The organism is Streptomyces sp. NBC_00286 (assembly GCF_036173125.1).
Classification (GTDB): Bacteria; Actinomycetota; Actinomycetes; order Streptomycetales; family Streptomycetaceae; genus Streptomyces.
On the sequence record NZ_CP108054.1, the window covers coordinates 6,425,792 to 6,437,738 of the forward strand.

The 11,947-nt window shown below is 68.6% G+C and carries 13 protein-coding genes and 1 tRNA gene; 5 read left to right on the top strand and 9 right to left on the bottom strand.

The window, feature by feature from the left end; all coding sequences use genetic code 11:
* Positions 1-150 precede the first annotated feature (150 nt).
* From OHT21_RS29655 to OHT21_RS29665, 3 genes are all read left to right on the top strand, one after another.
* Positions 151-849 (top strand): nucleoside/nucleotide kinase family protein, encoded by a 699-nt coding sequence (locus OHT21_RS29655; protein ID WP_328771342.1) that lies wholly within the window; start codon positions 151-153, stop codon positions 847-849.
* 110 nt (positions 850-959) lie between these two features.
* Positions 960-1,574, top strand: coding sequence for a lytic polysaccharide monooxygenase auxiliary activity family 9 protein (locus tag OHT21_RS29660; protein WP_328771343.1), 615 nt, complete (start codon positions 960-962; stop codon positions 1,572-1,574).
* Between the two features lie 169 nt (positions 1,575-1,743).
* Positions 1,744-2,262 carry a DUF3592 domain-containing protein gene (locus OHT21_RS29665; RefSeq protein WP_328771344.1) on the top strand — a complete coding sequence of 173 codons (519 nt, stop codon included), beginning with the start codon at positions 1,744-1,746 and terminating at the stop codon, positions 2,260-2,262.
* Between the two features lie 77 nt (positions 2,263-2,339).
* Here the strand turns inward: OHT21_RS29665 and OHT21_RS29670 are convergent.
* The 6 genes from OHT21_RS29670 to ehuB all read right to left on the bottom strand — a co-directional run bounded on the left by OHT21_RS29670 (position 2,340) and on the right by ehuB (position 6,714).
* Positions 2,340-2,413 (bottom strand) — tRNA-Lys (locus OHT21_RS29670).
* A gap of 97 nt (positions 2,414-2,510) precedes the next feature.
* A complete protein-coding gene (locus OHT21_RS29675; protein WP_328771345.1) occupies positions 2,511-3,269 on the bottom strand; it encodes an IclR family transcriptional regulator in 759 nt (252 codons plus the stop codon).
* 320 nt (positions 3,270-3,589) lie between these two features.
* On the bottom strand, positions 3,590-4,360 hold the full coding sequence (ehuA, locus tag OHT21_RS29680) for an ectoine/hydroxyectoine ABC transporter ATP-binding protein EhuA (RefSeq protein WP_443050679.1): 771 nt from the start codon (positions 4,358-4,360) through the stop codon (positions 3,590-3,592).
* 43 nt (positions 4,361-4,403) lie between these two features.
* Complete coding sequence (gene ehuD / locus OHT21_RS29685) at positions 4,404-5,051, bottom strand: ectoine/hydroxyectoine ABC transporter permease subunit EhuD (protein WP_328771347.1); 648 nt, start codon at positions 5,049-5,051, stop codon at positions 4,404-4,406.
* Entirely contained in the window at positions 5,051-5,788 is a 738-nt protein-coding gene (gene ehuC / locus OHT21_RS29690) for an ectoine/hydroxyectoine ABC transporter permease subunit EhuC (RefSeq protein WP_443050445.1), read from the bottom strand. The genes ehuD and ehuC overlap by 1 nt, the downstream gene beginning before the upstream one ends.
* Positions 5,785-6,714 (bottom strand): ectoine/hydroxyectoine ABC transporter substrate-binding protein EhuB, encoded by a 930-nt coding sequence (gene ehuB / locus OHT21_RS29695; protein ID WP_328771348.1) that lies wholly within the window; start codon positions 6,712-6,714, stop codon positions 5,785-5,787. The genes ehuC and ehuB overlap by 4 nt, the downstream gene beginning before the upstream one ends.
* Positions 6,715-6,923: 209 nt before the next feature.
* On the opposite strand from ehuB, the gene OHT21_RS29700 reads away from it, so the two are divergent.
* A complete protein-coding gene (locus OHT21_RS29700; protein ID WP_328771349.1) occupies positions 6,924-7,424 on the top strand; it encodes a DUF3830 family protein in 501 nt (166 codons plus the stop codon).
* A 168-nt stretch (positions 7,425-7,592) separates the two neighbouring features.
* Here the strand turns inward: OHT21_RS29700 and OHT21_RS29705 are convergent, their stop codons facing one another.
* The 3 genes from OHT21_RS29705 to OHT21_RS29715 are packed head-to-tail and all read right to left on the bottom strand — an operon-like array spanning position 7,593 to position 10,714.
* The gene (locus tag OHT21_RS29705) at positions 7,593-9,011 is read right to left on the bottom strand and encodes an amidase (protein ID WP_328771350.1); all 1,419 of its coding nucleotides are present in this window, start codon (positions 9,009-9,011) and stop codon (positions 7,593-7,595) included.
* Positions 9,012-9,026: 15 nt separating this feature from the next.
* Positions 9,027-9,758, bottom strand: a complete 732-nt coding sequence (locus OHT21_RS29710; protein ID WP_328771351.1) for a maleate cis-trans isomerase family protein — start codon at positions 9,756-9,758, stop codon at positions 9,027-9,029.
* A complete protein-coding gene (locus OHT21_RS29715; protein ID WP_328771352.1) occupies positions 9,755-10,714 on the bottom strand; it encodes a maleate cis-trans isomerase family protein in 960 nt (319 codons plus the stop codon). The genes OHT21_RS29710 and OHT21_RS29715 overlap by 4 nt, the downstream gene beginning before the upstream one ends.
* 265 nt (positions 10,715-10,979) lie before the next feature.
* On the opposite strand from OHT21_RS29715, the gene OHT21_RS29720 reads away from it, so the two are divergent.
* Complete coding sequence (locus OHT21_RS29720) at positions 10,980-11,945, top strand: D-2-hydroxyacid dehydrogenase (protein WP_328771353.1); 966 nt, start codon at positions 10,980-10,982, stop codon at positions 11,943-11,945.
* Positions 11,946-11,947 lie beyond the last annotated feature (2 nt).

Below are 11,947 nucleotides of genomic sequence, written 5' to 3' on the forward strand. Positions count from 1 at the left end.
CGCTCGCGGCGCCCCGTGGTCGGGGGGTGCCGGTGGCCTGGTGGGCGGCTGGGGCGGGCGGCCGAGGTGTTCGGTGGTGGTGGCGGGGCATCCCCCGCCCCGTACCGCATCGGCCCTCGGCGCGTGGAGCCTCTGGTGGAGGGCCCCGCGATGGCGTTCCATACCGTCATGGAGATCGCTGACCGCCCTGCCCTCGTCACCCTCGCCGCCGACGCCTGGCGGCTGGCCGATGGCCTGCCGCGTGCCGTGCTCGGGCTCGCGGGCCCGCCCGGAGCCGGGAAGTCCACCCTCGCTCGCGCCCTGGTCGCGCACCTTGGCGGGCAGGCCGCCTATCTGCCCCTCGACGGGTTCCACCTCTCCAACCGGCAGTTGGAGCGGCTCGGGCTGACCTCCCGTAAGGGTTCCGAGCCCAGCTTCGATGTGTGGGGATACGTCGCGCTGCTGCGCCGGGTGCTGGAGGACACCGGCGCCGACATCTACGTACCGGACTACGACCGCACCATCGACGAGCCCATCGCCGCGCGCCACTTGGTGCCGCCCGCCGCCCGGCTCATCGTCACCGAGGGGAACTACCTGGCCTGCGATCTGCCGGGATGGCGCGAGGCGTACGCGCTCATGCGGGCGTGCTGGTATGTGGAGGCGCCAGGGGACGTACGCCAAACCCGGCTGGTGGAGCGGCAGTTGGCGGGTGGGCGGAGTGAGGAGCAGGCGCGGGACTGGGTCGCGACGAACGATGACCCTAACGGGGAGCTGGTGGAGAAGTCCCGGGACCGGTGCCATCGGGTCCTGTCGACGATTGGTATGGACGTTTCCGCGATTGGTATGGACATGTTCAAGGGGTCGCAATAATCTGGGCTTGGTCTAGACCTGAGACTGAAGACTGAGTAGTCATCGGTCCACGCATCGCGATGCGCACGCACAGCTCACGGAAATCCCCCACGTTCTCCAGGAGCGGCAGCATGCGTACAAGGATCGGCAAGAAGACCAAGTGGTACGCGGTTGTGGTCGGCCTCGCCACCACGGGAGCGTTCGTGCTCTCCAGCGGCGGCGCCAGCGGCCACGGCTACACCGACCTCCCCATCAGCCGGCAGAAGCTCTGCGCCAACGGCACCGTGACCAACTGCGGGGCCATCCAGTGGGAGCCCCAGAGCGTCGAGGGTCCCAAGGGCTTCCCGGCGGCCGGACCCGCGGACGGGCAGATCTGTTCCGCCGGCCATGGCCACTTCAGCGCGCTCGACCAGCCGAAGACGCCGTCCGGCGGCGCCTGGCCCACCACCAAGGTCAACGGCGGGCAGAGCTACACCTTCCGCTGGCAGTTCACGGCGCGGCACTCGACGACCGACTTCCGGTACTACGTCACCAAGAACGGGTGGAACGAGAACGCCCCACTGACCCGGGCCGCCCTCGACACCACCCCGTTCCTGACCGTCCCCTACAACGGCCAGCCCCCGGCGACGCTCTCCCACAGCGGCACCCTGCCGTCCGGCAAGAGCGGGCACCACGTGATCCTCGCGGTGTGGACGATCGCCGACACGGGCAACGCGTTCTACGCCTGCTCGGACGTCACGTTCTGATCCGGCATGCTCTGATCCGATACGTTCTGATCAGGCACGTTCTGATCAGGCACGTTCTGATCAGGCACGGTCCCATCCAACTCCGGATCTCTGAGCGTTACTTGAGACAGGCGTGCTTCCCCCGCGGGTAGGTTCCCCCCCACAAGCAGTACCTGACCTCGGGGGAAGCATGATCGACTTCTTGTTCTACATGGTGCCGAGCGTGATCCTGGCCGTGGTCCTCTTCGGCGCGTACCGCGTGGTGCGCCGCTCGCTGCAGATCCGCAGCGCCTGGCGCAGCGGCCTCACGGCCGAGGGGCGCTGTCTGCGGATGTTCACGACGACGCACGGCGGCAGCAACGACACGTCCGTGAGGACCACGCTGCACCACGTCTACGAGTTCACGGCTCGCGACGGCCAGACGGTTCGCTTCGAGGAGGAGGACGGCCCGGCGACGATCGTCGAGGGCGACTTCGTCACCGTGTACTACGCCGAGGGCCGCGATGTGGTCGCCACGGCGAAGGAGCCGCGCCGGGCCAGGCTGGCGGCGTCCACCGTTGCCATCCTGGCGTTCCTCGGGGTGGCCGCGGTGTTCTGTATCGGCTTCATGGTCACGTACAACCAGACGTCCGACGTCTTCGGCTTCGAGGAGACCCCGAGCAATACCAGCGACACCGTCGTCGTCGACGGCGTCACGATGACCCCGTGACTGTGACCGTGACCGCGGCTGGATGGCCCGGGCATACGTCGAAGGGCCTCTCGCTTCCGCGAGAGGCCCTTCGGTTGTGCGCCGCCAGGGACTCGAACCCCGGACCCGCTGATTAAGAGTCAGCTGCTCTAACCAACTGAGCTAGCGGCGCATGACTCCCGCCTCCCGCTTGCGGCGGTCGGCGACGGAGAAAATAGTACCTGGTCCGCTGGGGTGCTTTTGACCAGTGCCCGATCGGCCCCGGTGGCTCAGAGCGCGAGGGACAGCAGTACCGGTGCCGCGCTCCGGTTCAGGGTGTCCGCCGCCGCTCGCAGCCGGTGCGCGTGGGCGACCGGGAGGGACAGGGCCAGGCAGCCCACGGCGGAGCCGGCCGTGATGGGGACCGCCGCGCACACCGTGCCGACCGCATACTCCTGCAGGTCGAGGACCGGCACGCTGGGTGCCTGGGCGTCCAGGCTGGACAGCAGGACTCGCTCGTTGGTGATGGTGCGCGAGGTGAGGCGGGCCATCTTGTGGCGGGCGAGGTGGTCCCGGCGGGCGTTCACGTCGAGCTGGCCGAGCAGGCTCTTGCCGATCGCGCTGGCGTGGGCGGAGCGCCGGAAGTCCACCCATTCGTTCACCGCGGGGGTGCTCGGGCCCTCGGCGCACTGGGTGACGTGGACCTCGCCGTCGACGTAACGGCTGATGTAGACGGCGGCGCCCACCGAGTCCCGCAGCCGGTCGAGGTTCCGCTGGACCTGCTCGCGCAGCGCCTGGTCGCGGCCGTGCGCCGAGGTCAGCCTGCTGAGGGCGGCACCGGTGACGTACGCGCCGTCGGTGACCTGCTCGACGTATCCCTCGCGGCGCAGCATCCGCAGGAGCGGGGTCAGCCGGTCCGTGCCGAGGCCGGTCGCGCGGGCGAGCCCGGCGTCGGTGACGCCGGTGGTGTGTCGTGCCACGGTCTCCAGTACGCGCAGGGCGTCCTGGGCCGAGTGGTACGGCGCGGTCGGCTCGTGCTTGAGCGCCACGGTTCCCCCTGCGCTGCTTGGCCGTTCTCGGATGGAGGCTGCTTCCACGATAACCGCCAATGGGCGGACGGGGAGGGGCTGTTGACGAGAAGGATGGCGCGTTCCGGCCCTCTCAGCAGGAACGCGCCACTCTGGCATATGCCACAGTCAAGTCACCATGGCTCGACCTCGATCGCTCCCCGCTCTCGGCTTCGCTCGAGCGGGGGACCCCCATCGCGACGGAGCCGCACATCGATAAAGCCCCGCGCCCCTGGAGGAAGGCCTCCGGCCTCCTCCAGGGGCGCGGGACTGCACCTGCCCGCGCGGGACTGCACCTGCGCCTACAGCACCGCGCTCAAGAACTCCCGCGTCCGCTCGTGCTCCGGTTCGCCGAAGATCTTCTCCGGGGGGCCGGATTCCAGGACGCGGCCCTTGTCGAACATCAGGACCGCGTCCGAGATGTCCCGGGCGAAGTTCATCTCGTGGGTCACGCAGAGCATCGTGATGTCGGTGGTGCGGGCGATGTCCCGCAGCACGTCGAGGACGCCCACGACCAGCTCGGGGTCGAGGGCCGAGGTGACCTCGTCCAGAAGCAGCACCTTCGGCCGCATGGCTAGGGCCCGCGCGATCGCGACGCGCTGCTGCTGGCCGCCGGAGAGCTGGGTCGGGTACTTGTCGATGTGCTCGGTCAGACCGACCAGTTCGAGCAGGTCACGGGCCCGTTCCTCGGCCGCCTCCTTGGACATGCCGAGCACGGTGACCGGCGCCTCGGTGAGGTTGCGCAGCACCTTCATGTTCGGGAAGAGATTGAACTGCTGGAAGACCATCCCGATGTTCTTGCGGACCTCGCGGATGTGCTTCTCGCTCGCCGGGACGAGCTTGCCGTTCTTCTCCTCGTGGGTGAGGTAGTCGCCGTTGACCTTGATCGTGCCTTCGTCGGCCTTGAGCAGGGTCATCAGCAGGCGCAGGATCGTCGTCTTGCCGGAGCCGGACGGGCCGATCAGCGTGACGTGTTTGCCGGAGTCCACCGAGAAGTCGAGGTTGTCGAGCACGACGTTGCTGCCGAAGCGCTTGGTGACCTTGTCGAAGCGGATCAGCTCGCTGCCGTCCACCGGTGGGTTCTGGCTGCTCTCGGGTTCTTTCTGCAGAGGGGTGTCAGCGGACAAGACGACGCTCCAGGGCTCGGATCAAGAGGGAAGCGGGGTAGGCGATGACGATGAAGGCCACACCCACGACGGTGATGGCTTCCGTGGTGAAGGTCTCGTTGCTGAAGGCCTGGGCCTCGCCGAGCATGTCGAAGGCGCCGATGGTCGCGATCATCGGGGAGTCCTTGAGCATGGCGACGACGTAGTTGCCCAGCGGCGGGACGACGCGGCGGATCGCCTGCGGCAGGATCACCGCACGCCACGTACGGCCCTTGGGCAGATTCAGCGCTGTGGCCGCCTCCCACTGGCCGACGGGCACGCCGTCGATGCCGGCGCGGTAGACCTCAGCGGTGTACGTGGAGTAATGCAGCCCGAGGCCGATGATGCCGGTGGTGAGCGGTGACATCGAGGGGCCGAAGTTCGGCACCACGTAGAACAGGAAGAACAGCTGCACCAGCAGCGGAGTGTTGCGGATGAACTCCGTGAACGCGATGACCGGCCAGCGCACCCACACCAGCGTGGACCGCTGTGCCATCGCCCAAACGAGGCCGAGAGCGAAGGCGATCAGGGTGCCGATGGCCAGGGCCTGCAGCGTGACCAGCACGCCGTCCCAGAACCGCGGCATGAAGTCGTCTACGACTTGCCAGTCCCAGTTCATCACTTGCCTCCCGCGGAACCCGTACTGGCCTGCAGTGCTTCGCCGCGGGCGCTGAGCTTGGCGGTGATCCCGCCCCGCTTCTCCGGCTGCTGCCCGATGCCTGCCTTGGCCTTGCGCTCGACCAGCCGCATTCCGCGGGTGATGAGGAAGGCGAGTACGAAGTACAGGACCAGCAACAGCGTGTAGATCGGGGTCGTCTCATTGGTGCCCAGCCGGAGCAGATTGCCGGCGAAGGTCATGTCGGCCACCGTGATGACGGAGACCAGGGCGGTGCCCTTCAGCAGCTCGACCAGCAGGTTATTGAACGGCGGCACCATCTCGGGCCACGCCTGCGGCATCTCGATCAGCCGCAGCCGCTGCCAACGGGTGAAGTTGAGCGCGATGCCCGCCTCCTTCTGCGCCGGGGCTACGGCGGCCAGGGAACCGCGGACGATCTCGGAACCGTAGGCGCCGTACGTGAGGCCGAGCGCGCTGACGCCCGCCCACATGGGCACCAACTGCCAGCCGAAGAACGGCAGGGCGAAGAACATCCAGAACATCAGCACCAGGGCCGACATGCCACGGAAGATCTCGAAATAGACCCCGGCGAGAAAACGTACGATCCAGAATCGCGAATCGCGTGCCAGACCGATCCCGAACGCGATGACCGCGCCCAGAGCAGCCGAGTACAACGTCACCTGGATGGTGATCCAGATACCCGGCAGGAACCACGTGGTGAAGAACTCCGAGCTCATCATCCGGCACACAGCTCCTTCGCGGTGAGATCGGTCATCTCCGCCATGCCGAAACCGAAGGGCCTGACGATCTCGAGAAGCTCCTTGTAGTTGTTCTCCTTGAGCTTGAGCAGTTCCTCGTTGAAGGCGTCACGGAAGTTCTGCTCGGACAGCCGGAAGGCGAATCCGCCCGCGCCGTAGACGGGCTTTCCGTCGATCTCGGGCTGGAAGGGTTCGGTCGCCTCGGCCCGGTTGGATCCCTTCACCGCGTCGCTGACCGTGATGCGGGTACCCGCGAAGGCGTCCACCCGCCCCTGGGCCACCGCGTCGAGGCCGGCGACCTGGTCCGGCAGGATCAGGATGTTGCCGATACCCGCGGCCTTGGCCGAGTCGATTTGGGCGTAGGCCTTTCCCGAGGCGAGCTTGAGATTCTTCGCCTTGACGTCCTCATACGTCTTGATGCCGTGCGGATTGCCCTTCCTGACGATGAAGGCGTCCAGCATCAGGTAGTCCGGGTCGGAGAAGAGCACTTGCTCGCACCGGTCGGGATTGATGTACATCCCGGCGGACACCACATCGAACTGTCGGGCCTTCAGTCCGGGAATGAGGGCGCCGAACTCCACCGGCACTGGCTTGATCTCGCCGATGCCGAGCCGCTCGAAGATAACCTTGGCGATAGCGGGGGCTTCTCCGGTGGCCTGTCCGTCGTCTCCCACATAACCGAACGGCGGCTCGCTGGCGATGCCGATTTTCACGGACCCCTGATCCTTCAGGGTGTCCAGCAGGCTGCCTCCCAGCACCTTTCCCTCGTCGGGGACGCGGCTGCAGCCCGCCACCCCGAGACTTCCCGCAGCGCCCAGCGCCGCCGCTCCTGTGAGCAAAGAGCGGCGGCTGAGACCTCTGAGGGACCCGTTGTCGGTTCCTGATCGGTTTGCGTGTGGTCGAGCCATGGGCGCGCGGCTACCCGAACCAACGGAAGTCATGCCGGTCCTTCCCAGTCACTGAGTCCACTCATCCCTAAATGCCCGGTATATGTGGATTAGTTGTGTGGGGTGGCCGGTTCGTGACCCCGTCGTGGGCGCGCCTTGACCCACACGCGCCACGTGCCGCACAGGACCTACCCGTGGATTCCGGTCCACACCGGGGTACGGGTGTGACCATGGCCGACCGTTACATCGACGTCTCCCTGACCAAGCGCGGAGTCCACTGCACCGCAAAGCTCCTCGACGACCGCGCCCCCATCACCTGCGAGGCGGTGTGGAACGCGCTCCCGCTCGGCAGCGACGTCTACCACGCGAAGTACGCCCGCAACGAGATCTACACCCTGCTCCCCGCCTTCGCCCCCGACGAACCCCCGCTCGAAAACCCCACCGTCACCCCCATCCCCGGCGATCTGTGCTACTTCTCCTTCTCCGGCACACAGCTGGGCACGAAGTCGTACGGCTACGGCGGGGCCTCCGGCGTCCAGCACGGCACCCCGGTCATCGACCTGGCCCTCTTCTACGAACGCAACAACCTGCTGATCAACGCCGACGTCGGCTGGGTCCCCGGCATCGTCTGGGGCCAGGTCGTGGACGGCCTGGAAGCCATGGCGGAGGCATGCAACGACCTGTGGAGGGCGGGCGCGCTGGGAGAGACGCTGAGTTTCCGTAGGGCCTGATAGCAGGGCTGCCGCGCCCCGTAAGGGGCGCGGGGCTGTGTCATTTTGCGGCTCCGCCGCGATGGGGGTCCCCCCGCTCATGGGGGTCCCCCCGCTCGAGCGAAGCCGAGAGTGGGGGAGGAGTCGAGAGTGGGGGAGCGACCAGCCCCCACCGGGCCCGCGGGTCAATCACCGTGCTTCCAGCGGAGCGCTTGGCGGGGGATCCACATGGGCGACCCCCGCCTCGTACAGCGCGTGTGCCGCTCGTAGCACCAGGTCGTCCCGGTGGCGGGCGGCCACGAGCTGCAGGCCCACCGGCAGCCCGTCGCCGTCCAGGCCGACAGGGACGCTGGCCGCGGGCTGCTGCGACATGTTGAAGGGGTACGTGAACGGGGTCCAGCCCGTCCAGCGCCGGTGCCCCGAGCCCTTCGGCACCTCCGCGCCCGCCTCGAACGCGGTGATCGGCAGCGTCGGCGTGACCAGCAGGTCGTACTTCTCGTGGAAGCGGCCCATCCGCCGGCCCAGGTCCATCCGTACGTCCACCGCGGCCAGATAGTCGAGCGCGCTGTAACGGGCACCCAGATCGCAGATCTCCCGCAGCCCCGGATCCAGCAGCTCCCGCTGATGCGGCCCGAGATTCTGCGTCACCCGCGCGGCCCCGCTGAACCACAGGGTGTGGAAGGCCTCCACCGGCTCGGTGAAATCGGGGTCGGCCTCCTCGACGAACGCGCCGAGAGACGCGAGCCCCTCCACACCCCGCCGCACGGCCGCCGCGACACCCGGGTGTACGGGCACCTGCCCGCCCAGGGAGGGCGAGTACGCGACCCGCAGCCCCCGCACGCCGCCGTCCAGCGCGTCCGTGAACCGCCCGGTGGGCGGCGCGAGCGCGGACCAGTCGCGGGCGTCCGTACCGCTGATCACGTCCATCAGGAGAGCCGCGTCGGCGGCGTCCCGCGTCATCGGTCCCACGTGCGCGAGCGTCCCGAAGGCGCTCGCCGGATACAGCGGCACCCGCCCGTACGTCGGCTTCAGCGCGAAGATTCCGCAGAAGGCGGCGGGGATACGGACACTGCCGCCGCCGTCCGTGCCCAGCGACAGCGGGCCCGCGCCCATGGCCACGGCCGCCGCACTTCCGCCGCTCGAACCGCCCGGCGTACGCGACAGGTCGTACGGATTCCGCGTGATCCCCGACTGCGGCGAGTCCGTGACGCCCTTCCACCCGAACTCCGGCGTCGTCGTCTTGCCGACAAAGACGGCGCCGTGCTCGCGCAGCCGGGCCACCGAGGGCGCGTCCTCGTCCCAACGTCCTTCCACGCGCACGGTGTTGGAGCCCTTCAGGGTGGGCCCGCCTCGCATCAGCAGGATGTCCTTCACCGTGACCGGCACCCCGTCCAGGAGCCCGGCCGGCTCACCGCGCCGCCAGCGCTCGGCCGACTCCCGCGCCCGCTCGAGCGCCTCGTCGGCGGTGAGGCGCACGAAGGCGTTCACGGAGGGCTGGATCTCCTCGGCCCGTCGGAGAGCGTCCCGCGTCGCTTCCACGGGGCTGAATTCGCCCTTGCGGTACCCCTCGACGAGTTGCAGCGCGGTCAGCTCGGTGAGCTCGGTCATCCACCCTCCAAAAGGTCACACCTGCACAATGGGCTCCCGTGTGAACAGCATCCCCAGCTCAGGCGCGTTCACCCGGCGGTCGGCCAACCGCAGGGCTTCCCAGACCGTGACCTGGTTCGCGGTGAGCACCGGTTTGGCAAGGGCTTTCTCCAGGGCGGGGAGGTGGGAGGCCGTGTGGAGGGCGGTGTCCGGGAGGAGGACGGCGTCCGCGTCGGGGTGGTCGCCCTGGCGGGCCATGGTGAGGACCTCGTCGGCGCCCCACGTGCCGACCTCCGCCGCCGTGATGATGCCGCTGCCACGGACGGAGACCACCTCGATCCCCGCGTCCTTGAGGAACGCGGAGAACATCGCGGCCACATCCTCCGGATACGTCGCCGCGATCGCGACCCGTCGCGCGCCCAGCTCACGGATAGCGTGGACGAAGGCGAAGGACGTGGAGGAGGCGGGCAGGCCGGCCGTACGGGCGAGGGCGCGGACCTGCTCATGGGCGCCCTCCCAGCCGTACACGAAGCTGCCGGACGTGCACGCCCACACCACCGCCTCCGCGCCGGACAGCCGCAGCTCCTCGACGCCGGCCGCGAGCCGGGCCGCCGAGCCCATCTCCAGCAGCGCGTCCTCACGGTGGGCGTCCTCGCCGATGTCCGTGTGGACGAGCGTGAGGCGGACGTCGCTGCCCAGGAGCAGCTCGATGCGCGGGTAGTCGTCCTCGGCCGAGTAGCCCGGGTAGAGGAATCCGAGTGCCGTCATGCCCAACCTTCCTGTTCTTCCGGCAGTACGGGCCCCTGTGACTCAGGTACCGACCCCGGCATCGCTCCCGGTACCGACCCCGGAATCGATGCTTCCGGGATCGGAGCTTCCGGGACCGATCCGGGCATCGATGTTTCCGGGAACGATCCGGGCATCGATGTTTCCGGGAACGCTCCCGGCATCGACTCCGGCATTGCTTCCGGCGTCACCGGATGCTGCCGCGCCGAATGGTCGATCAGCGCCTGATAGGGCCCCACCGCTCGCGTACCCATGTGACGCAGTGCGGCCCACATCGTCACCTGGTTGGCTGAGATGACGGGAATCCGCAGCTCGGCCTCCAGCTGCGGGATCACGTCGTACGTGGGGAGGTTGGTGCAGCTGATGAACAGCGCGTCCGCGGCGCCGCGTACCGCCTCGCGGGCCATGTCGACGACGTCCCGGTAGGGGACCTTCCAGATGTGCCGGGTCAGGCCGAGGGACGAGGTGCCGATGATCTCGATGCCGGCCTCGGCGAGGTACTCCTCCAGGGCCCGGGTCACGGACACGGTGTAGGGCGTGACCAGGGCGATCCGGCGGGCGCCCAGTTCCTGGAGGGCTTCGAGGAGCGCACCGGAGGTGGTCAGGGACTGCACCTCGCCGGCCCGGGTCATGGCCTCGCACATCGCGCGCTCGCCCGCGATACCGCCGACGAAACTGCCTGACGTACAGGCGTACGCGACGACCTCGGGATGTACCGCGTTCAGCGCGCGCACCGCTTCGCCGAGCGTCTCGTGCTCACTGACCAGCCGTGCGAGGTCGAGGCTGACCTCGACGGGCACAAAAGGGGTGCGGGTCAGATGCAGTGAGACCTCGTCCGGCACCCAGCGCCACAGCTCGCGGTCCAGGGCGAAGTCGAAGGGAGCGACGATGCCGACACCGCGCTGTGGGTGCGGTCCACCGAGGAAGGAGACGTCCATGAGCAGGCCCCAAACTCAAGTCGAGCTAATGAGTTGATGGTGAAGAACCGGCCCGAGGGGCCGGGGGACACAAGCCGGCGCATGCCGGGACGTCGGGACAGGAAAGCGGACCGCCTACGGGTCCATGTTGACGAAGGTAGGTTCCGGTGCGAGCGTGGTCAATCCGTGCATCTCAGACGGCTTCCGCAGTTGTCCCGCAAGTGTGCCCAGACCCAAGAGAAGCGGACTCGGATTGCGAAACGGTTTCCCCCCGATGACGGCACCCATGTCCACGTCCACGGCTGAAAACAAGCCGACCCTTTTGGTGCTCGACGCCGAGCCGCCGCCTCGGCTCGGGCGGCTCACCGGGCGGGCCCGGATCGAGCATGCCGACGAGTCGACGCTGGCCTCGTTGCTGCCGTCCGCGGACGTCCTGCTTGTGTGGGACTTCACATCGCACGCGGTGCGGCGCGCCTGGCCCGGCGATGGGCCGCGGCCGCGGTGGGTGCACACGGCGAGCGCGGGCGTGGACCATCTGATGTGTCCGGAGCTCGCCTCGTCGGACACGGTGGTGACGAACGCGCGCGGCGTCTTCGATCAGCCGATCGCCGAGTACGTGGCCGCGCTCGTGCTGGCCATGGCCAAGGATCTGCCGCGTACGTTGGACCTTCAGCGGGAGCGGGAGTGGCGGCACCGCGAATCGCAACGGGTCGCGGGCACGCGCGCGTGCGTGGTCGGCTCCGGGCCGATCGGCCGGGCGATCGAGCAGACCCTGAAGGCGCTCGGCATCAAGACTGCTCTGGTTGGGCGTACCGGGCGTGCCGGTGTCCACGGTCCCGACGAACTCGACCGGCTGATGGCGCGGGCGGACTGGGTCGTGTCCGCCGCCCCCCTCACCGACGAGACGGCTGGAATGTTCAACGCGCGGCGCTTCGGCCTCATGCAGCCGTCCGCGCGCTTCATCAACGTCGGGCGGGGGCAGCTCGTCGATGAGGACGCGCTGGCGGAGGCTCTGTCGAAGCACTGGATCGCGGGGGCGGCGCTCGACGTCTTCGAACACGAGCCGCTCACTGCGGAGAGCCCTCTGTGGGAGCTCCCCGGCCTGATCGTGTCGCCCCACATGAGTGGCGACACGATCGGGTGGCGGGATGAACTCGGGGCGCAGTTCGTGGAGTTGTACGAGCTGTGGGAGGCGGGGGAGCCACTGCCTAACGTGGTGGACAAGCGGCGCGGGTACGTGCCGGGTCACTGAGG